Source organism: Acetobacterium fimetarium, from assembly GCF_014284475.1.
Taxonomy (GTDB): domain Bacteria; phylum Bacillota; class Clostridia; order Eubacteriales; family Eubacteriaceae; genus Acetobacterium; species Acetobacterium fimetarium.
In genome coordinates this window covers 63037-84561 of sequence record NZ_WJBC01000006.1, presented here as the reverse complement: position 1 = coordinate 84561, position 21525 = coordinate 63037, and the positions used below count along the sequence as shown (strand labels likewise).

General features: G+C 45.5%; 21 protein-coding genes and 1 pseudogene. 17 read left to right on the top strand and 5 right to left on the bottom strand.

All coding sequences use genetic code 11. The features are described from left to right. Positions 1-406: 406 nt before the first annotated feature. The 9 genes from hsdR to GH808_RS06015 all read left to right on the top strand — a co-directional run bounded on the left by hsdR (position 407) and on the right by GH808_RS06015 (position 9731). Positions 407-3742: a type I restriction-modification system endonuclease gene (gene hsdR, locus GH808_RS06055; protein ID WP_186841886.1), complete on the top strand. Its 3336-nt coding sequence runs from the start codon at positions 407-409 to the stop codon at positions 3740-3742. Beyond that, on the top strand, positions 3739-5154 hold the full coding sequence (locus GH808_RS06050; protein ID WP_186841885.1) for a class I SAM-dependent DNA methyltransferase: 1416 nt from the start codon (positions 3739-3741) through the stop codon (positions 5152-5154). Before hsdR ends, GH808_RS06050 begins: the two co-directional genes overlap by 4 nt. A gap of 2 nt (positions 5155-5156) precedes the next feature. Then, the gene (locus tag GH808_RS06045) at positions 5157-6473 is read left to right on the top strand and encodes a restriction endonuclease subunit S (protein ID WP_186841884.1); all 1317 of its coding nucleotides are present in this window, start codon (positions 5157-5159) and stop codon (positions 6471-6473) included. Between the two features lie 111 nt (positions 6474-6584). Beyond that, the gene (locus tag GH808_RS06040) at positions 6585-6968 is read left to right on the top strand and encodes a DUF2513 domain-containing protein (protein WP_186841883.1); all 384 of its coding nucleotides are present in this window, start codon (positions 6585-6587) and stop codon (positions 6966-6968) included. A gap of 161 nt (positions 6969-7129) precedes the next feature. Next, positions 7130-7507, top strand: a complete 378-nt coding sequence (locus GH808_RS06035; protein WP_186841881.1) for a PH domain-containing protein — start codon at positions 7130-7132, stop codon at positions 7505-7507. A 437-nt stretch (positions 7508-7944) separates the two neighbouring features. After that, positions 7945-8250 carry a hypothetical protein gene (locus GH808_RS06030; RefSeq protein WP_186841882.1) on the top strand — a complete coding sequence of 102 codons (306 nt, stop codon included), beginning with the start codon at positions 7945-7947 and terminating at the stop codon, positions 8248-8250. Positions 8251-8374: 124 nt separating this feature from the next. After that, the gene (locus GH808_RS06025) at positions 8375-8752 is read left to right on the top strand and encodes a PH domain-containing protein (protein WP_186841881.1); all 378 of its coding nucleotides are present in this window, start codon (positions 8375-8377) and stop codon (positions 8750-8752) included. A 453-nt stretch (positions 8753-9205) separates the two neighbouring features. After that, complete coding sequence (locus GH808_RS06020; protein WP_186841880.1) at positions 9206-9430, top strand: hypothetical protein; 225 nt, start codon at positions 9206-9208, stop codon at positions 9428-9430. A 13-nt stretch (positions 9431-9443) separates the two neighbouring features. Next, entirely contained in the window at positions 9444-9731 is a 288-nt protein-coding gene (locus GH808_RS06015) for a YciI family protein (protein ID WP_186841879.1), read from the top strand. Positions 9732-9772: 41 nt separating this feature from the next. On the opposite strand, the gene GH808_RS06010 is transcribed toward GH808_RS06015, so the two are convergent. Continuing rightward, positions 9773-10147 (bottom strand): type II toxin-antitoxin system death-on-curing family toxin, encoded by a 375-nt coding sequence (locus GH808_RS06010; RefSeq protein ID WP_186841878.1) that lies wholly within the window; start codon positions 10145-10147, stop codon positions 9773-9775. Beyond that, the gene (locus GH808_RS06005) at positions 10144-10386 is read right to left on the bottom strand and encodes a type II toxin-antitoxin system Phd/YefM family antitoxin (protein WP_186841877.1); all 243 of its coding nucleotides are present in this window, start codon (positions 10384-10386) and stop codon (positions 10144-10146) included. Before GH808_RS06005 ends, GH808_RS06010 begins: the two co-directional genes overlap by 4 nt. A 504-nt stretch (positions 10387-10890) precedes the next feature. Between GH808_RS06005 and GH808_RS06000 the strand changes: the two genes are divergently transcribed. Beyond that, positions 10891-11805 carry a cyclic di-GMP-binding domain-containing protein, MshE-related gene (locus GH808_RS06000; protein WP_186841876.1) on the top strand — a complete coding sequence of 305 codons (915 nt, stop codon included), beginning with the start codon at positions 10891-10893 and terminating at the stop codon, positions 11803-11805. A gap of 59 nt (positions 11806-11864) precedes the next feature. Further along, a complete protein-coding gene (locus GH808_RS05995) occupies positions 11865-12224 on the top strand; it encodes a response regulator (RefSeq protein WP_186841875.1) in 360 nt (119 codons plus the stop codon). A gap of 262 nt (positions 12225-12486) precedes the next feature. Here GH808_RS05995 and GH808_RS05990 read toward each other — a convergent pair whose 3' ends face one another. Beyond that, positions 12487-13074: a TetR/AcrR family transcriptional regulator gene (locus tag GH808_RS05990; protein WP_186841874.1), complete on the bottom strand. Its 588-nt coding sequence runs from the start codon at positions 13072-13074 to the stop codon at positions 12487-12489. Between the two features lie 191 nt (positions 13075-13265). Between GH808_RS05990 and GH808_RS05985 the strand changes: the two genes are divergently transcribed. From GH808_RS05985 to GH808_RS05975, 3 genes are all read left to right on the top strand, one after another. Then, positions 13266-13964, top strand: a complete 699-nt coding sequence (locus tag GH808_RS05985) for an ABC transporter ATP-binding protein (RefSeq protein WP_186841873.1) — start codon at positions 13266-13268, stop codon at positions 13962-13964. Continuing rightward, the gene (locus GH808_RS05980; RefSeq protein WP_186841872.1) at positions 13961-16342 is read left to right on the top strand and encodes an FtsX-like permease family protein; all 2382 of its coding nucleotides are present in this window, start codon (positions 13961-13963) and stop codon (positions 16340-16342) included. Before GH808_RS05985 ends, GH808_RS05980 begins: the two co-directional genes overlap by 4 nt. Before the next feature lie 482 nt (positions 16343-16824). After that, complete coding sequence (locus GH808_RS05975; protein WP_186841871.1) at positions 16825-17187, top strand: VOC family protein; 363 nt, start codon at positions 16825-16827, stop codon at positions 17185-17187. A 28-nt stretch (positions 17188-17215) separates the two neighbouring features. Here GH808_RS05975 and GH808_RS05970 read toward each other — a convergent pair whose 3' ends face one another. Continuing rightward, positions 17216-17647, bottom strand: coding sequence for a DUF3788 domain-containing protein (locus GH808_RS05970; RefSeq protein WP_186841870.1), 432 nt, complete (start codon positions 17645-17647; stop codon positions 17216-17218). A gap of 500 nt (positions 17648-18147) precedes the next feature. On the opposite strand from GH808_RS05970, the pseudogene GH808_RS15765 reads away from it, so the two are divergent. Continuing rightward, positions 18148-19419: pseudogene (locus GH808_RS15765) on the top strand (YeeE/YedE family protein). A gap of 108 nt (positions 19420-19527) precedes the next feature. Next, the gene (locus GH808_RS05955) at positions 19528-20421 is read left to right on the top strand and encodes a LysR family transcriptional regulator (RefSeq protein ID WP_186841867.1); all 894 of its coding nucleotides are present in this window, start codon (positions 19528-19530) and stop codon (positions 20419-20421) included. Between the two features lie 47 nt (positions 20422-20468). Here GH808_RS05955 and GH808_RS05950 read toward each other — a convergent pair whose 3' ends face one another. After that, complete coding sequence (locus tag GH808_RS05950) at positions 20469-20681, bottom strand: sulfurtransferase TusA family protein (RefSeq protein WP_186841866.1); 213 nt, start codon at positions 20679-20681, stop codon at positions 20469-20471. An 89-nt stretch (positions 20682-20770) separates the two neighbouring features. Here GH808_RS05950 and GH808_RS05945 point away from each other — a divergent pair, with 89 nt between their 5' ends. Further along, positions 20771-21523 (top strand): glycosyltransferase family 2 protein, encoded by a 753-nt coding sequence (locus GH808_RS05945; RefSeq protein WP_186841865.1) that lies wholly within the window; start codon positions 20771-20773, stop codon positions 21521-21523. Positions 21524-21525: the final 2 nt, after the last annotated feature.

Here is a 21525-nt window from a genome sequence, read left to right as displayed (position 1 = left end):
GACATTATTAAGTGAAGTTTGGAAATTTTAAGGGATATTTTATAAAAATATGATTAATTTACGTTTAAGTTAATATGAATTAGCTTGCTAAAAAGTAAAACTAAGAGCTGAAAATGAGTCATGACGGCGTTTTCTATTTTCGCTGAATGCCATTGATTTCCATATTTATATATATGAATATTTTCATCTTTTCAGAAAAGTTGCCTGATAGCATGTTTTTGAAGAGGAATGAAGCATCGTGAGCAAATAAAAAAACTCTGGATTAACAATTGGTCGGTACGGGTTTTGTCGACAGTCTCTGCGCCGCTTTTTTTATTGCCGAAAATACCCCCGCAATCTTTATTTCCGCTCCATTAAGTGATACAATAGCGCTATTAGTACGAAACCATCAACCGAGGGGATGTTTATGAAATCAAATTACGCATTTTTAGGCAATCGTTTTCCGGAACTGGCCATGATGGGCAGCCTGGCCGAAGACTACCTCTACACTGACGGCAATTCCTGCATCATCAAGCTGGGGCTTTTCGGCGAAACCCTGGTCAACCTGATGATGGAGTTTGACGCCGTAGCGCCGCCGGAAGTGGAAAACACCCATGCCAACCGCATCAAAGCCCTGAAACGGGAAGGCCTGATTGCGCCGGACATCGACGATATGCTCTACGCGCTGCGCAAGGCCAGAAACCGCGCTGTCCACGAAGGCTACGGCGCCGTTGAAGACGCCGCCATCCTGCTGGAAATGGCCTACAAGCTGGGGGTCTGGTTCATGCAGGTCTATGGCGACTGGGCCTACCAGCCCGCCGGCTTTATGCTGCCCAAACAGAAATCGACCGTGGACGCCAGCCTCTACCTGAAAAAAACAAAGGCCCAGCTCCACGCTCTGAAAAAGCAGCAGGCTCAAGAACAGGTGGCGCTCCAGAAAGAGCTGGCTGAAAAAGAAGCCCTGATCGCAGCCCTGAAACAGAAAGTGGTCCGAGCGGTCCCGGTCACCCCGGCCACCCCTCAGCAGCGCATCACGCAGGCTCGAACCGCCGCCGAACACCTCAACCTCACCGAAGCCGAAACCCGCTACCTGATTGACAACCAGCTCAAAAAAGTGGGCTGGGAAGCCGACACCGTCAATCTCTGCTACGCCCGCGGCGTCCGCCCGCAGCCAGGCCGGAACCTGGCCATTGCCGAGTGGCCCACCGACTCCACCGTCAGCCAGAAAGGCTATGCCGACTACGCCCTGTTTGTGGGCACAAAACTGGTCGGAATCATCGAAGCCAAACGCGCCGCCATCGACATTCCCACGGTGATTGACTACCAGTGCAAGTCCTACGCGCAGACCGTGAAGGAGGGGGACGCCGCCTACGTCATCAACAACTGGGACGGCTACAAAGCGCCCTTTCTCTTTGCCACCAACGGCCGCAAATACCTCAAACAGATGGAAACAAAATCCGGCATCTGGTTCCGCGACGCCCGCAGCGAGGCCAACATCCCCCGAGCCCTGCAGGGCTGGATGAGTCCCACCGGTATCATCGAACTGCTTGCGACGGACATCAGCGCCGCTAACAACGCCCTGGCCGCCATGCCCACCGATTTTCTCACCAACAAAAACGGTCTGAACCTGAGAGCCTACCAGATTGAGGCCATCACGGCGGCCGAAAAGGCGATCATCGACGGGCGCGACAAAGTCCTGCTGTCGATGGCCACCGGCACCGGCAAAACCCGAACCATTCTGGGGCTGATCTACCGTCTTCTGAAAACCGGCCGGTTCAAGCGGGTTCTTTTTCTGGTGGACCGATCCGCCCTCGGCGAGCAGGCCCAGGACGTCTTCCGGGAAGTCCGCCTCGAAGACCTGATGACGCTGGATGCCATCTACAACATCAAGAATCTCGAAGACAAAGACATCGATCAGGAAACCCGCATCCATGTGGCCACGGTTCAGAGCATGGTGAAACGGATTCTCGACAACGATGCGGACCAGATCCCCGCCGTGTCCGACTACGACCTGATCGTCGTGGATGAGGCCCACCGGGGCTACATTCTGGACAAGGACCTCAGCGACGATGAGCTGTTCTACCGCAACCAGGACGACTTCATCAGCAAATACCGCGCGGTGATTGAATACTTCGACGCCGTCAAGGTAGCCATGACCGCCACTCCGGCCCTGCACACCAGCGCGATTTTCGGGCCGCCGGTGTTTAGCTACAGCTACCGGGAAGCCGTCATCGAAGGCTTTCTGGTCGATCATGACGCCCCGCACACCATCACCACCCGGCTTTCCACCGAAGGCATCGTCTACGAAAAAGGGGATACCCTGGTGATTTACGACCCGGTCACCGGTGAAATCATGAACAGCGATCAGCTCGAAGACGAGCTTAAATTCGAGGTCGAGCAGTTCAACCGACAGGTGATCACCGAAAACTTCAACCGCACCGTGCTGGCCGAAATCGCCAACGATCTGGATCCCGAAGGGGAGGGCAAGACCCTGGTCTTTGCCGTCGACGACAACCATGCCGATCTGATCGTGAAAATCCTCAAGGAGATTTACGAACCCATGGGCGTGGACAACGATGCCATCCTGAAAATCACCGGTAGCGTCGGCGGCGGCAACAAGAAAAAAGTGCTGGAAGCCATCAAGCATTTCAAGAATGAAAAATACCCCAACATCGCCGTCACCGTGGATCTGCTGACCACCGGCATCGACGTGCCGGAAATCACCACGATCATCTTCATGCGCCGGGTCAAATCCCGGATTCTCTTTGAACAGATGATGGGCCGAGCCACAAGACTCTGCCCGGCCATCGACAAAACCCATTTTGAGATTTACGACCCGGTCGGCGTGTATGAAACCCTGGACCCCTACAGCACCATGAAACCGGTGGTGGCCAACCCCAGCATCAGTTATGATGATCTGCTGGCCGGACTGGCCGTGCTGGAAACCGAGAAGCAGCAGAAAAACCAGATCGAGATGATCATCGCCAAGCTCCAGCGCAACAAGCGCCAGATGGATGAAACCGCGCTGGCCCAGTTTGTTGATCTCACCGGCTGTGACAGCCCGGAGGACTTTGTCAACGCCCTGCGAAGCCTGCCCGTCGATGCCGCCAGAAATAAACTGCTGGCCTGTACTCCGGTTTTTGAAATACTCAAAAACAGCAGCCACCGGGGACCGCGACCGCTGGTGATCTCCGATGCCGAGGACGAACTCGTCGCCCATGAACGGGGCTACGGCGCCGGGGCCAAACCCGAAGACTATCTGAAGGCATTCAACGCCTTTATTGCCGACAACAAAAACCGCATCATCGCCCTGAAAACCGTCTGCACCAGTCCCTCAGAAATGACCCGGGACAGTCTGAAAAGCCTGAAACTTGAGCTGGACCGCAATCAGTTTACCGAAGCCCAGCTCAACAGTGCCTGGAAGGCCGTCACCAACGAGGACATCGCCGCCGACATCATCAGCTTCATCCGCCAGCAGGCTCTCGGCTCCGCGCTGATCAGCCACGAACAACGCATCCGCAATGCCGTGACCCGGCTTAAAAAGCAGCACCGCTTCAGCAAGATGGAAGAAAACTGGCTGGGTCGCATCGAAAAGAATCTGCTGGCTGAAACCATTCTCGAGCCCGCCACCTTCGAGTCCGGCGCCTTCAAATCCCAGGGCGGCTTTGCCAAAATCAACAAGGTTTTTAAAAACCAATTAAATGAATTGATTACCGAACTCAATGACTATCTATATGACGATGGAGGAAACGCAGCATCATGAATAATCAGGAAATTGTATCCAAACTCTGGAATCTCTGCAACGTACTCAGAGACGACGGCATCACCTACCACCAGTACGTCACCGAACTGACCTATATTCTATTTCTGAAAATGGCCAAAGAAACCGGCACCGACGGGGCCATCCCTGAGGCTTACCGCTGGGATGTGCTGGTCAAAAAACAGGGTGTCGAGCTCAAACGCTTTTACAACGAGCTGCTCACCCATCTGGGGGAAGAAACCAGCGGCCGGATTCTCCAGATCTATGCCGGCGCCCGTTCCAATATTGACGAGCCCAAAAATCTCGAAAAGATCATCTTAAACATCGACGCTTTGGACTGGTACTCCGCCAAGGAGGAAGGCCTCGGCAACCTCTACGAGGGGCTGTTGGAAAAGAACGCCAACGAAAAGAAATCCGGCGCCGGCCAGTATTTCACCCCCCGGGTGCTGATCAACATCATGACCAAGCTGATCGCCCCGCAGCCCGGAGAACGCTGCAACGATCCCGCCTGCGGCACTTTTGGCTTTATGATCGCCGCCGACCGCTATCTCAAAAAACAGACCGACAATTATTTTGATCTTGGTTCCCAGACCAAGCAGGACTTCCAAAAATATGAAGCCTTCACCGGCTGCGAGCTGGTTCACGATACCCATCGGCTAGCTCTGATGAACGCCATGCTCCACGATATTGAAGGCGAGATTCTGCTGGGGGACACCCTGTCCAATGCCGGCAAGGCGATGAAAAATTACGACGTCGTGCTGACCAACCCGCCCTTTGGCACCAAGAAAGGCGGCGAGCGCAGTACCCGGGATGATCTGACCTTTCCCTCGTCCAACAAGCAGCTTAATTTTCTTCAGCACATCTATCGCAGCCTGAAAGCCGACGGCAAGGCCCGGGCTGCCGTGGTGCTGCCAGACAACGTCCTTTTTGCCGACGGCGACGGCGCCTCAATCCGCGCCGATCTGATGGACAAATGCAACCTCCATACGATATTAAGGCTGCCGACCGGGATTTTCTACGCCCAGGGCGTTAAAACCAACGTGCTCTTTTTTACCCGGGGCAAAACCGAAAAGAACAACACCAGCGAAGTCTGGTTCTACGATCTGCGCACCAACATGCAGACCTTCGGTAAAACCAGAACCCTCAACGACGAACACTTTGCGGACTTTATCAAAGCCTACACCGCCGAGGACCGCAGCGCCGTGGCCGACGAACGCTTTTCCTGCTTTACCCGGGAACAGATCGCCGAAAAAAACAACAGCCTCGACCTCGGCCTGATAAGAGACGACAGCATCATCGACTATGAAGACATGCAGAACCCGATTGAAAGCGGCGAAGAAATGGTCGCCAAACTGGAAGAAGCCGTCGACCTGATTAACAGTGTGCTCAAAGAACTCCGTTCACTGGAGGCGTAGGGATGGCGAAGAAGAAACAAGAATTGACCAGTGAGGAATTGCTGGCGGAAGCGCTGGTTAGGGAAGAGGATTGGCCTTATAAGGTGCCGGGGAATTGGGTTTGGACGAGGTTGGGGAGTAACGTAACAATCACAACAGGTAAAAAAGATGCAAATTATGGTACAGCAAATGGTAAATATATGTTTTTCACTTGTGCGGCTGAACCAATTAGATGTAATGGCTTTTCTTTTGACGGAGAAAGTATTTTATTAGCTGGAAATGGTGCAAATGTTGGATTAGCATTATACTATGAAGGAAAATTTGAAGCATACCAACGCACATATGTCATACAAAAAAAGAAAAGTTTGCTCCTGAAATATGTTTATTATCACTTTAAAAGCTTTTGGAAAGAATACAATGCTGATAAACAATATGGATCAGCGACAAATTATATCAAACTAGGGAATTTTCAAGAATATCCAATTCCCCTCCCACCTCTGGCCGAACAACAGCGCATCGTCGACCGCATCGAAAGCCTTTTTGACAAGCTGGACCAGGCTAAAGAACTGATCCAGGAGGCTCTGGACAGCTTCGAAAGTCGTAAAGCCGCCATTCTCCATCAGGCCTTCACCGGCGAACTGACGAAAAAGTGGCGGAAAGTGAATGGGGTTGGGATGGAGAGCTGGTCGGTTAAGCCACTATCGGAGCTTTGTACAAGTTTTCAATATGGCACGTCAAAAAAATCCCTTACCTCAGGAAAAGTCGTGGTTATTAGAATGGGTAATTTGCAACAGGGCGAAATCCGTTGGAATAACTTGGCATATACAGACGATGAAGAAGATATCGAGAAGTACCTTTTAAAAAAAGGGGACGTCCTTTTTAACCGGACTAACAGCCCAGAATTAGTGGGTAAAACTTCGGTATATCGAGGGGAGTTCCCAGCAATATTTGCCGGCTATTTAATCCGCTTAAAAAATAATGACATGCTGAACGGCTATTATCTAAACTATATGATGAATTCACAAAGAGCAAAAATATATTGTAATTCCGTGAAAACGGATGGTGTTAACCAGTCCAATATAAATGCTAAAAAAATTGCTGCCTTTGAGATTCCCCATTGTTCAATCCCAGAACAACAAGAAATCGTCCGCATCCTCGACGACCTCTTTGCCAAAGAACAAAACGCCAAAGACCTCATCGACCTCATCGACCAGATTGAAGCCATGAAAAAAACAATCCTCGGCAAAGCCTTTCGCGGAGAACTGGGTACGAATGAGGCGGGGGAAGAGAGTGTGTTAACTTTATTAAAAAACCTATTCTCACAGAAAGAGGGAAAATGAATTGAAAATTGAGTATTTATTCATAGATGGCTTTAAAAATCATAATAATCTAGAAATGTATTCTTGTTGGCGGTGCCTGGCTCAACTTAACTTAAGATTGTGGGGAAGATCATGAAAAGAGATATGGAGCTTATAAGAGAAATACTGTTGACCGTTGAAGAAAAATATGTTGATACCTGGTTACATAATAATGAAATACAAATTGATGGTTATGATATGAAAATAATCGGTTATCACTGCGCCATTTTACATGATGCAGGTATGATCTATGACTATGAAGGCCAATATGGTGATGGTGAACTGTTGCAATTTGGTGTGGGTAGATTAACATGGGAGGATCACGAATTTTTAGATAAAATCAAAAGTGATACTGTTTGGAACAAAACAAAGGATACTATTAACGCAAAAGGTATTCCGTTTGTACTGGATGCTGTAAAAGAAATTGCAACCGCTGTAACTACGGCAATGATAAAGACCGCAATCTTGGGTTTGTAATAAGAATCCTAAGCCCGGGTGCCAGGCACAACTTAACTTATTGACTTAACTTATTGAAGCATTCTTTCGTTTATGAAAGCTGTTTAATTGCGGACACTGATGGTGACAAGTACACTTATGCTATAAAAAAACACTAATAATAATTCAAAAGGAGACCAAAAATGGCAGAAACAAGTCAAATTTTATCATGGACCTTTATTTCGGAGTGTCCGATTCCCCAAGATGTACAGGAATTGTTAGTTGAAGGTGAGCAGGCTGTAGCTGCTTATAAAACAATCAGAGACAGTGCTGTCTTTACCAATAAGCGATTAATTGTAAGAGATGCCCAGGGATTAACCGGCAAAAAAATAGAAGTTTACTCCTTGCCTTACTCGTCGGTTAATATGTGGTCTACCGAAAATGCAGGCAAGTTGCTTGATTTAAATGCAGAAGTTGAACTCTGGACTCGCGCAGGTCATATTAAAGTCAATTTGAGAAAAGGGATCGATGTCAGAAAATTCGATCGACTCATTGCTGATGCGATTCTAAAAAGTCATTAAAACCCGTTACATAGAAGCCCCGGTGCAGGCACACTTAACACATTGAAAAATCATTTCATTTCTGTGAATAATTCAATTGTATATGCCTTTTCTTGCAAAATGCGAAGGGGTTGTGCCAATTTGCGAAGGGATTGCGAAGGGGTTGCGGAAGGATCAAACGCCTGTAATAAGCCATTCGAAGGGGTCGAAGGCTTTTTTTTATATGGCGGAAATCTTTGATTAGATTTTTTTAATCACTATAATACAAAAAAACACCCCTTCGACCCCTCCGACCCCTTCGCATCTTTGAATTGGTTCCAGGTACATCTATGGCATTCGTTGCCGGGCTGAACTTAACTTATTAGTCTGAGTAACACAAGCTAACCGGTTGTTTGTGCCTTTCCCTGGGGTAATTATTGGGACATTGTTCTGTAAAACATCAGAAAGGATAAAATCATATGACTACCATTATTTATCGTATCGGTGATGAATCCATGCTGGATGAAATCCAGGAGCTTTGGGAAGAACTGAACGAACATCATCGGCAAGCCGCTGTGAATTTTAAATCACATTATGACAAGTTCACCTTTGAAATGCGTAAAAAAAATTTGCTCCTGAAGGCGAAAAATGGGCAGTTGCGAATTGAACTTGCGGTTGATCAGGAAACCGCCAGAAATGTGGGTTTCTGTATTTCCCGGATTGAGTTTTCTGGTGATGCTGAAATGGAGTCCTTATATGAAGCCCAGGTGCCAGGCACAACTTAACTTATTGACTTAACATATTGAAACATTCTTTCGTTTATGAAAGCTGTTTAATTGCGAGCACTGGTGGTGTCAAGTACACTTATGCTATAAAAAATACTAATAATAATTCAAAAGGAGACCAAAAATGGCAGAAACAAGTCAAATTTTATCATGGACCTTTATTTCAGAATGTCCAATTCCCCAAGATGTACAGGAATTGTTAGTTGAAGGTGAGCAGGCTGTAGCTGCTTATAAAACAATCAGAGACAGTGCTGTCTTTACCAATAAGCGATTAATTGTAAGAGATGCCCAGGGATTAACCGGCAAAAAAATAGAAGTATACTCCTTGCCTTACTCGTCGGTTAATATGTGGTCTACCGAAAATGCTGGTAAGTTGCTTGATTTAAATGCAGAAGTTGAACTCTGGACCCGTGCAGGTCATATTAAAGTCAATTTAAGAAAAGGGATCGATGTCAGAAAATTCGATCGACTCATTGCTGATGCAATTCTAAAAAGTCATTAAAACCCATTACATAGAAGCCCCGGTGCAGGCACACTTAACACATTGAAAAATCCTTTCGTTTCTGTGAATAATTCACTTGCATGTGCCTTTTCTTGCAAAATGCGAAGGGGTTGTGTCAATTTTCGAAACCTTTTCGGAGGGATGTCGGAGGGATCAAACGCCAGTAATAAGCCATTCGAAGGGGTCGGAGGCTTTATTTTACTTATGGCGAAAATCTTTGATTAGATTTTTTTAATCACTATAATACAAAAGAACACCCCTTCAACCCCTCCGACCCCTTCGACTTTTGAAAAAGCCCAGGCACCTGTAGCCCTGGTGCCTAGCTCAACTTAATTTAGTGATGGTGCCTGGGGTTAACATCGCTATCAACATATTACCCTGGCCGACGATGACTCTCTGGGGTATTGTGTCCATGCCTATAATGCTGTTTTTATTGAAAATAATTGGTTCAGGATGGACGCCAGGGGTAATAAGCCTGGTGTCAAAGCTCAATTTTCACTGAACGAACCGATTCTGGCATTTCAGAACCGTCCGGAATATGATGAATACGACTGGCCGGGAATTTTCGCCAATCCCCATCGGGACACCATGCTGATGCTGAAAAAGGCCAGAAGTCTCCAGAATATCATTGATAACATCCCGGCTACACTCAACGAAAAACCCGATGTTTTAACGTAAAGGAGCGTAAACTATGTATTTAATTTTATTGAAATATCTCAAACCTTTGGAAGCCGTCGATGCGGCAATCCCTGCCCATATCGAGTATCTGGACAAATACTACGCCCAGGGTAAATTTCTCTTGTCTGGACGAAGAAACCCGAGAAACGGTGGCGTCATTTTATGCCGTGCCGGAGATCAAAAGGAAGTTGAAGCCATCATCGCGGAAGATCCATTCCATATCGGAAGCATTGCCGAATATGAAATCATCGAATTCCTGCCCACGAAATGCGCATCGGAGCTGGCGTTACTAATCAGCTGATCCATTAAAGAGCCGTTTATAGAGCCCCGGTTTGGTTGGTTTCAGACATGATCGATAATCCAGTCCAGCAGTTGCAGATCATCAATTTGTCCAGCAGCCAGCCTGATACCCAACTGGATCAGTTCATCATCTGTACAATCAGGCATGAAGCCGTTCATCTCCAGAAATGTTAGCATAACCAGAATACCGATTCGTTTATTGCCATCTAAAAAAGCATGGTTATTAATCAGTGAAAAGCCCAGACGTGCGGCTTTGGCCGGAATCGTTTGGTACAGATCTTCACCATCAAAACTTTGAAAAGGCGCGTTTAGAGCAGAATCCAGCAACTTTTCATCTCGGAGGCCATCACTGCCACCGGTCTCGTTAATCAGCATGGTGTGAAGACGCATCACCTGCTGGAGGGACAGCCGTTTCATTTGGCTAATTCCTCAAAGGCGGTCTGATGTCTGGAAAGGATCCGTTTGGCAATTGTTTCCACCTCTTCATCGCCAATGATTTCTTCTTTTTGAAACTGGCTGAACTCAATCAGGACATATCGGGGGGTATTGTTTTTTAAAATGATGGCAGCGCCGTTTTCATCGACAAGCCGGGCAACCTTCGAAAAATTCTGGTTGGCTTCGGAAATTGAAACTAGATTTTTGGTATTGATTTGCATAATAAGCACCTCCTGGTCTTTGTTTCATTGTACTATGATTTTAGGATAAATAAAACCTAAAATAAATTCATAAAGGAACACTTAACTTACTGCGTTGTGCATTACTGCGTGGTGAGCCCGGGTTCCAGGCACAGCTTAATCTATTATGGGGGGCGCTTTGAACCCAGTAAAAAAGCCTGCTTCTCAGTTACACCGGTTTATAATTCAGGTAATACGCGAAATTAACAAGCTCTGTATTAGGGAGAAATGCGTGAATTCTCTCTAATACAGAAAAAATGAAAGAACGGTGAAAAACATGGAAAGAGGAAATGTATTTGGTTTATCAGAACCAGGCGGCAACGCCAATATACTTGTATGGGTCAATGGTAATTAATCTTTTTCTCCTTCCGGCGGCTAAAAATGTTCACAGGTTCCGAAAAATTCCCAGGTCATGCTAGACAAGAATTGAAAAATGATATAATATAAACATATGTGAACAATAAGACGCGCACAAAGGAGGCTTTTATGTTTAATCAGTACTTTGGCAATTATCTTTTGGAGAAAAAATTAATCAAACCGGAAGAACTCAGAATGGTGTTAGCGGAACAAAAATCAGACAAGGTGAAACTAGGCGTTTTGGCTATTGATTCTGGTTACATGAATGCGGCGCAAGTCAACAGAATACATCGAATTCAAGCTGCCAAGGATCGAAAATTTGGGGAGTTGGCTATTGAAGAGGGATATCTCACCGAAAATCAGTTGAATGAACTGTTAAATGCTCAGAAAAAATCAAATAGTTTATTAGGGCAGATTCTCATTGAAAAGGGATTCTTTTCCCTTGAAAAATATGAAAATGTTCTGGCCCAATATAGAGAAGATGCGCAATTGACAAGTGATGAAATACAAGCTTTGAAAAATAATGACATAACAGAAATCGCAGAGATCTTTCTTAAAACACTCTCTGCTCAGCAGGATAGAATTCCGCGGGAGTATTTTGAACTTTTTCTCAGAAATATAGTCCGCTTTATTGATGATGAGATCAGAATGGAACCAGCCGTAGCGGTTGAGTCTTATCCATTTGATTATCTGGTGACTCAGGGAATCGAAGGAGAGTATCCATTTTTCAGCGGTTTCGCTGCTTCCGAAACAGTCCTGACACGGTTTGCCTCCATCTATGCAGAAGAAGAGCTGAAAGGACTGGATGCCTTGGCTAAAGATTCATTGGGTGAATTCCTGAATTGCCATAATGGATTATTTTTATCTGAACTGGCCCATAAAGGCATCGAGCTTGATCTGCAAGTGGCAGAAGTAAAAGCGGCGGGTATCGTGAATCCTGCTGGAAAATTATATATCATCCCGTGTCATTTAAGTTTTGGTCAGATCGATTTTATTTTTGCTGAAGCGCATCCTGATTTTTCTGAAACCCGTGCAAGCAACTAATTTACGAACTAAAGAACTAGTGGTTTACATAAAATACATGATAATAGGAGGTTTTTCTTGTGGCGAGAATATTAATTGTGGATGACTCGGCTGTATCCCGGAAGAAATTGAGAATGATTCTGGAAGCTGCAAAGCATGAAATTATTGGAGAAGCTGGTGACGGCTTTGAGGGACTTCAAAAATATGAAGAATTAATACCGGATCTGGTTACCATGGATATTACCATGCCCAAGGTGGATGGAATTACCGGATTAAAGGACATTTTAAAACTTAATCCGACGGCCAGAGTAGTGATGGTTACGGCACTGGGTAAAGGCAGTACAATTCTTGAGGCGCTTGATGCCGGGGCTAAAAATTATATCACAAAACCTTTTTCAGAAGATACGGTTATCCATACAATTGCCAAAGCACTTGAATAATCAGGAGTAGCTTTTCCCGTACCAGGCTCATTTAATTTATTGGTGATATGGCAATTGATATGCCATATCACCAATATAGTTTCCCAGAGAGGTACCGACTTTTCCAGCATCGATAAATCCAATTTCTATAGTATTCATCCTTCATCATTAATTTTTAATTAATTCCCTTCTTAAATCTTTAATATGAGTCCAGTCTGCGCTATTCCAAAATAAATATGTCGTTTTAAAAGCCAATGTGCCAAGCACAACTTAACTTAACTTATTAACTGCGGCTTTGTTCGGCGATCACAGAAAACATCGCCGGCTTCATCAATAATTTCCAGTATTCCGCCATTTTGGAGGGCGGGTATTGCATACCGCTATCCAACCACCAGGTGATCATTTCAACCAGGCTGCTGGTAATATGGTTGATCAGAAAATCAACCGGAACTTTTAAATCTTTTCCCGATACCTGTTTTAAAAAATCATCCTTCAATTTATCATTCCAACAGTTTTTGAGTCTGTATGCCAGGCGCTCGCCGCTTTCGTCTTTTAAGATTCCCCTGATTGGTTTTAGATTTTCCTGTATATGAGTGAGCAATTCTTCCACTGGCAGCATGTTTTGATGTCCCGCTTCATTCATATGGACGGTTAAATTGAGATTCAGGGATTCAAAAATTTCTTCAATCATGCTGTCAAGCAGAACGTCTTTTGTTTCAAAATGCGTATAAAATGTACTTCTGCCCACATTTGCCCGATCAATAATCTCCTGAACTGTAATATTGGCGAATTTCTTTTCTTCAAGTAATCCACTTAGTGCTTCATAGATTGAGGCTCTGGTTTTTTCTCTTCTTCGGTCTGTTTTTTCCATTTGCTCCTCCTTTGGACAATTCTATCAATTTGTTCAGTAGTGAACATTACGGTAGATCTGTTCCTTGTATCCATGGCCCGGTCTTCGTATAATGTTTTTAAACAAATCGTTCATTTATGAACATATTGTACACTTGTTAAAATGTGCAAGCAAGACCAATTTTAAAATTATCAGAAAGCGAGTAACAAAACATGGAGAAGCAATTCAACCTCAAAAATATCACAAAAGTATACCCTGACCATTCCGGCGGCACGACGGCTCTAAAAAATGCCACCCTCAACTTTAAAACCGGGGAATTTATCGCTATCCTGGGAAAATCCGGCAGCGGTAAATCAACCCTCCTCAATATGCTCTCGGGCATTGACAGACCGACTTCCGGAGAGATTATTTATGACAATCGTCCCCTTCACAGCTTAACTGAATCCGCCCTGACCGCCTGGCGGGGAAAAAACATCGGCATCATTTTTCAATTTTTTCAATTAATTCCGACCTTAACCATATTGGAAAACATTATCCTGCCAATGGATTTATGCAGTAGCTATCCCACCGGAAACCGAAAAAACATTGCTCTGGATTTACTGAATCAGGTCGAGATTGGAGAACATGCCAATAAACTCCCGGTCGATTTATCAGGTGGCCAACAGCAACGAGCCGCCATCGCCAGGGCATTGGCTAACAACCCGCCCTTTATCGTTGCCGATGAGCCAACCGGAAATCTTGACACTTACAATGCCAACAAAGTTGTTGAACTGTTCCGCAAAATGACAGACGATGGCAAGACAATCATTATGGTGACCCACGACACCGAACTAGCTAAATTAACCGACCGGATCATTACCATTGAAGACGGCATAATCACAAGCGACCTAACCAGCAGGTGCATCAATTGAAACTACTATTCAGAAAAGTGCTGCGTGATTTTAATCTGAACCGAACTCGTTCTGTGCTTGTGATTTTGGCGATCTTTCTGGGCGTATTGGGAACTGGTTTAATTCTTGACTGTTACGCCATAACCAAACGCGAAATGGATGTCAGTTACATGAACACCAACCCGGCTTCCTTTACGATTCGCGTTGATCCTGTTGACGCCAATCTTGAACAAGCCCTTGAGAATTTTCCCGAAATTAAAAACTATGAAGTCCGGCGGATGATTCGTGCCAGAACCAGCACCGCTGCTGATGACTGGCAGACGACTGAACTTTATGTCATCGATGACTTCAACAACATCCGGATTAACACTTTTTCCCCTTTGGAAGGTGCCAGATCTCCCGGGGTTGGGGAAATCCTGATTGAAAACGCCGCTCTGTCGGTAGCGGATGTTTCCATTGGTGATCCGCTCACCATGAAAATCCCCTTAAACAGCCCCGCGACCTTATTGGTAACGGGCAGCGTTCAGGCTCCCGGGATGCATCCGGCCTGGATGGATGCTCTGGTCTATGGATTCATAACCCCGGACACCCTGGCGCTTCTGGGGGCGCCCAGCGATGCCAGTGAAATTCTGTTTGTGGTATCCGGAGACCGTTTTGATGAAGTCTACATCCATGATGTGGCGGTTTCGGTCAAGGACTGGTGCGCCGACAATGGCTACTCCGTCAGCCGGATCACTGTCCCGACGCCCGGCCAGCATCCCAATGGCGATCAGATGAATGCGATCCTGTTTCTGTTTGAAGCCTTCGGCATGCTATCTTTATTTTTGAGTTGTGTTCTTGTTTTCAACATCATCACCGCTCTTCTTAGTGGTCAGATTAAAGAGATTGGTATCATTAAAGCAATCGGCGGAAACAGTTTTCAGATTGCCGGGATGTATTATTTTCTGATTGCTCTGTTCGGTGCCATTGCGGTGCTTTTCGCCATTCCAATGGCTGCCTTTATGTCACGTTCTTTTGTTGATTTAAGTGCAGAGATGTTAAATTTTACCGTATCGAGTTATTCCATTCCGCTGTGGTCTTATCTGCTGCAGCTGGCAGCCGGAATTATGATTCCTGCTTTGGCGGCCACCCTTCCGATCCTGAAAAGCAGTAAAATTTCTGTGAACGAGGCATTATCCGATGTGGGACAAACTAAAAACCAATTCGGTTCGTCATTTTTAGATCGGTCTTTGGGAAAAATAGGTGGCCTCAACCTTTCGGTTTTGCTTTCAATCCGAAATACCTTCAGAAAACAGGGGCGACTACTCTTGACCATCGGCACTCTCGCCATCGGGGGGGCAATGTTCATCATTGCAATTAACGTTCAGGCTTCGCTAGGCAATACCTTTGACAATGCCTTAACCGACCTCAACTTTGATGCCCAGTACGTTTTCAGTCAAAACTACAGCGAAGAAGCTGTTGCCGAGGTTCTTTCGCAGCTGCCCGACATTAAAACGGTTGATTATCTGTCCGGGTCAATGGCCTCGTTTGTCTATGCCGACGGCACCGAAAGTAATTCTTTTCAGGGCGTTGGACTACCTCCTGACATGGACTCGATGGCGCTTCCGATGATTGCTGGCCGCTGGATCTCATCCGCGGACACCAACGCGATTGTGCTCAATCAGACCTTGTCGGCCAACGAACCGACGGTTGACATCGGCGATACCGTTTTGTTTAAGGCAAACGGAATAACCGCAGAATTAACGGTGATTGGAATTGTAAAAGAAGTCGCTGGTTCGGATAAAGCATATCTCAGTCAGGATTATTACCAACAGGTCTTTAGTCAGGATGGCGCAATTCGAAGTATCAATATCACCTATCAGCAATCGGATGATCCTTCACTATTAGCCTTACGGGTTGAAACTGAAAAAATACTGAAAGAAAATAATCTGGATGTGCTCACCGCTATCACCATCCGCGAGGCTCAGGCCATTATGGGTAATCATCTGATTTCCGTTTCGGGATTCTTGATGATCGCGGCCCTGCTGGTTATCATTGTCGGGACAATGGGCTTAATCTCATCAACCGGCATGAATGTTATGGAACGCATGCGCGAAACCGGCATCATGCGATCCATGGGCGCCTCGCAAAAGCGCATCTTTTACCTCATGACGATTGAAAATTTAGTGACTGGATTGATCAGTTGGGTAATTGCCGCTCTCCTGGCCTTCCCATTATCCATTTTGACGGGAAATATCTTTGGCAATATTTTCCTGAAACTGCCGCTTGATAATGTCTACCGGCTTTCTGGCGCTGGTATTTGGTTAATCCTGATTCTTTTGATCACAGTCATCGTCAGTTTTGTTGCTACCCGAAAATCTTTGCGGTTGCCAATTAATGAAGTGTTGGCCTATGAATAATGCCTGGTGGCTGTAATCCCACTTAATTCAGGTAATTGAAAGAAAGGAGAACCGGATGAAAAATAAAGTCAAAAATGTTTTAATTAGTTCAGTTTGTATTATCGGGGCACTTATGCTTTGCCACCTGTTTGTTAACTGCTTTATTCCCATGATCCGAAGTATGCACGGTCTTTAAATCAGATCGAAGCCCCGGCACCTGGTACAACGAAAAACCCTTTCATTATTTAGGCAGATTTCTTAATTGTTTATAATTAATTATTGTTATATAATGACGATACGAATAAGAAACGTGGAAAAGCCATGAACCTGGCACTAAAGAACGCTTTGATGGCAGGTTCACGTTATATATTTACGCTGGCGGGGCCGGCCCCTTGAGCCCGGGTGCCAGGTGCAACTTAAGCTCCGGCCTCAGGTTCACTTATTTATAGGCATCGTCTGCATGGTCTACTAAATAAAATCTATTGTTATAAAAGGAGAAAATTATGAATTTATCATGGGTAACACTAACGGTTCGGGATATGGATGAATCCATCCGATTCTATACGGATATTGTGGGATTAACGGTTTCTGAAAGAAGGCCAGCCGGGCCTGATATGGAACTGGCCTTTTTAGGTGATGGCGAAACCAAGCTGGAACTGGTTTGCAACAAGAGCGTTCATGAATTCAGCATCGGCGCCAGTATTTCGCTTGGATTTGAAGTCGGTTCACTGGATGAAACGATGGCCGTTTTAAAAGCAAAAGACATCCCAATCCACAGCGGTCCATTTCAGCCTAATCCACATATCAAATTCTTCTTCATCACGGACCCCAATGGCTTAAAGATTCAGTTTATCCAGCAAATGTAAAAGTACAAGGAGAAAAACAGAACTAAACTCAATGCAGCTTAGGTCTGACGCGAATTTGGATCAGTGTTTTGACATCTTCCAGAACCGCTGCGGAGGTGACCGGGATCATCAGCCAACGGCCGCCGGCGGAATAGCGGGTTATTGCAAACAGCGACTGAATTTCGGCGCTGGCCTGGGGAAGATACGCTTCGGTTTCGGTCATTTCCTTGTCGCCGATCACCACCAGAGCAGTAAAATAACCGTCCATGGGGTAGAGGACACAAAGCGATTTTCCGCTTTTCCGGTACTTCAAATTCCAACCTCGCTGGCCGGAACACCGACTGTAATTGAGCATGGCTTTGGTTTGATAGGTGTTTTCGATAAAGCTCTGAAGTTCTTCCCAGAGCGGATTGTTGACAAATTTGCTCATGTCATCCATTGTTGGCTCATGGTTCTGTTCAAAATACTGACTCCATTCCATCGCGTAACCTCCAGTTTTTATTGAGACGGTTGCGAAAACCGACATCGAAGAAAATGTTGTTCGTGCATGATGCATTTCAACTTGCCGAAATTGTTTTAATTAGAATTTATCACCTAATAACAGGCGGGTCAAGTCAATTTGATGATGAATTCTCGCGAGAATCGTATATCGGTGCCGATGCCTGAAAAGGTTAACAGAAACGGTGTATTTAGAAAACACTGGCCGGAATCAGAAAAGCTCATGTCAATAGATAAAAAGCGCCACATTGGACAAGTAAAAACGCATTATTGCCTGCCGCTGTTTATAACTTCTGTGACGGTTTTGTTTAGTAACACAGGTGACGGTAAAGCATTGCAAAAACTTCTGATTCAGTGTAAGATAATGATAATATTTTTACCGAATAAGACTCAAAAATCGCTGCCAATAGTTTGTTTTTTATAAATTTAAGCTAATGACTCACTGATTATTGACAGAAATATTATAATGTTGGGGGTGCTGTGATGAACTTAAACGATCAAAAAAAAGATGATTTCGCCAAACAGTTTTCAGTTGGTTTAGTCCTGTTTGTGATCCTGCTGATGGTTGGTGTTTTTTTGTTGCAGTACGCCCCGATGATTGCTTTTTTCTGGCTTAGCGGCCTTGGCTTTGGCTATGTTTTACAGCGCTCCCGTTTCTGTTTTGTAGCGGCGTTCCGGGATCCCGTCTTGACCGGCAGTACGGCTGTGACCCGCGGCGTGCTGGTGGCGCTGGCCTTGACGACTATCGGTTTTACAGCGGTTAAATATATTTGCCAGAGCACCGGACAGATTATTCCGGGACATGGCTATATCGTAGCCATTGGCATGAATACTGTCGTTGGCGGTATTATTTTTGGCATCGGAATGGTGATTGCCGGGGGCTGCGCCTCGGGGATGCTGATGCGGATCGGCGAAGGTTTCGAGATGCATCTGATCACCCTGATCGGTTTTTTTCTTGGCACCATACTGGGCAATAATCATCTACAGTGGTGGAACAATCATTGGATGTGGATCAAAGAAGGCGTGTTTCTGCCTGATCTGTTCGGCTGGGCGGGGGCACTAATCATCCAGCTCCTGGTTATCGCTCTGTTGTATGGATTGGCGGTCAAATGGGAAGCAAAACAGGAAGTATAAAGGTGACTTTTTTATACAAAGCAGTTTACATATTCGCCAGCAATGATTTATTCTGAGAAAATAAAAGCAGATAAGCGGGGAAAAGTGATGGATAGTGAAGGTCAGAAAAATTTCAGAAAATGGTTTAAACCGTCATGGTCCTATGTGACTGGGGCGGTGTTATTATCGATCCTTCAGGTCATTACCCTGATTGTCACCCAGGAGCCTCTGGGTATTACCAGTGCTTTTTCCTACTGGGCCGTGCGTTTGCAAGGCGTTTTGGGTTTTGGGACACCCGAGCAGCTGGGGATGATCACACAATTAATGGGCGCCCGAGAGACCTTATGGTTTGAAGAAAACCTGGTCACTCTACGTAATCTGGGCATCATTCTGGGGGCCTTCTTATCAGCATTGCTGGCATCCCAATTCAGACTCAAGAAAATCAAATCGGGACAGCAGGCCCTGATGGCATTACTGGGCGGTCTCCTGATGGGATATGGTTCCAGCATCGCATCGGGTTGCAATATCGGTGCATTTTTCAGTGGGATCGGGTCGATGTCCTTGTCCGGCTGGGTGTTCGGTCTTTCTTTGTTTATCGGGGCGTTTATCGGCGGTAAATTGCTGATCCGGTTTCTGATTTAACCGATCTTCGTCGCACAATTCCGGCAGAATTATTAAATTGCTGATGTACAGAAAGATAAACTGTGATAAAATGGTCACAAAAAATCAAAAATAAGGAAGTGATGATACTTGCATATTGAATATTTAGAAAATTTTTATCAGGTGGCAAAAGCGAAAAGCATTTCAAAAGTGGCCATTGAAAACCATCTCTCCCAATCAGCACTGAGTCAGCAGATTTCCAAACTGGAAAAAGATTTTGACAGCACCCTGCTGATCCGCAGTAATAAAGGGGTGGAACTGACCGAAAAAGGGAAAATTGTTTATCAGTATGCGGGTAACATCGTGCGTACCCTGAAGATGATGCGGGCTAAACTGGAAGAAAGCGATCAGGTCTTAAAAGACATCAAAATTGAAGCCTTCTGGACGATAGCCAATTACTCGCTGCCCTGCGTGATGTATAAGGTCAAAAAACGGTTTCCCCAGAATAATTACGAAATCCGCTCCAATAAAGCGCAGGTGATTGAAGAAAATATCATCAATAACATCTGTGATTTGGGGGTAATTTACGGCAAGCCCCATAACGAGCGGCTTTCTTATTACAAAATCGGCGTCGACAAGCTGGTGCTGGTGGCCCCGGCGGAATATAATATTCCCGATACCATCAGCCTCAGTGATCTGTCGGATTATCCGCTGATTATTCTCAATGACAGCATGGATTTGACCCAGGTGATCTTAAAAAAAATGCAGCAAACTGGTAACAGCGATACGCCCCTGAATATTTTATACAAAAGCGATTCGATCGAATCCGTCAAGGCCTCGGTGATGAACGAATTCGGGATCGGATTTTTGCCGTATATTGCCATAAAAAAAGAGCTGTACCGCAAGCAGATGAAGGCTATCGAGATTACCGACCTGACCATTGAGTACGAGATGTATCTGATTTATGACGAAACCGAAAACAACCATGTGATCATCGATTTTATCAAATATTTTAAAGATATTGCCCGAAAAAGTCTCTGTTAGCAGCGATTGAAATTAAATCAAAAACCACGATTAACGGCAATGCAAAATCAGGATTTGGTGATAAAGATTTCCCAGACACCGACAATGACTTCTTCTGAGGTAATCTGATGTTTTTTAAACTTGCTCGAAACGGACTCCAGGACACAACTATGATCGGTAATGATTTTGATGGTATCGCCGGATGCGAGTTTTTTAAATTCTTTTTGTGCCTTCAGAACTGGGATGGGGCACATTTCCCCCAGACAATCAATGGTTATCATGGATCAACCGCCTTATCTTTTTTGGGTATTAGTATAACATATTAAAATAAGTTTCGGTAGGATTATTTATCGGTCGGCAAGGAGTCAAATTGGATCAAAATATTAAGTTGGAAGAAACAGTCAGTATTGTCATCCCGGTATATAACAGTGCCCTATCGATCACCGAATTAACCAGCCGGCTGGTGGCTACCCTGGAAGGCCGGGGGTTGAGTTTTGAGATTATTCTGATTGATGATTGCTCCGGCGATGATTCCCGGGCTGTGATCCGGGCGCTGGCCGCCCGGGATAACCGGATTATATTAATTACTCGGGATCACAATGCTGGACAGCAGGCGGCTATCAAGACCGGGATGGGCCGCTCCCGGGGACGATGGGTAATAACCATCGATGACGATCTGGAACAGCAACCGGAAGATATTCCGTTGCTCTTGGCTGAAATTAAAAAGGGCTTTGACGTGGTTTATGGCATTCCCGACCGGGCTGGCTATCCGTTTTACCGGCAATTGGGATCCCATCTGGTGGATCTTTTTTTTACCCTGATTCTGAAAAAACCGAAAAACATCCGGGTCGGCAGCTTTCGGGTGCTCAACCGGGAAATCGTTGAATTGATCATTAAAGACCAGACCCCCTTTGTCTATATCACGGCTATCACGCTGCGATTTACCAGAAACATCGGCAATGTCAAGGTGGCTTATCAGCCACGCCGTTATGGAAAATCCAATTATACGGTTAAGAAGTTATCACTGTTGTTATTGCGGTTGTTTTATTACTACGGCATTAACAGCGGACACCATGCCACTAACACAGAAACGGACAAAATCACAAATAAAGGACGGAAATAAAC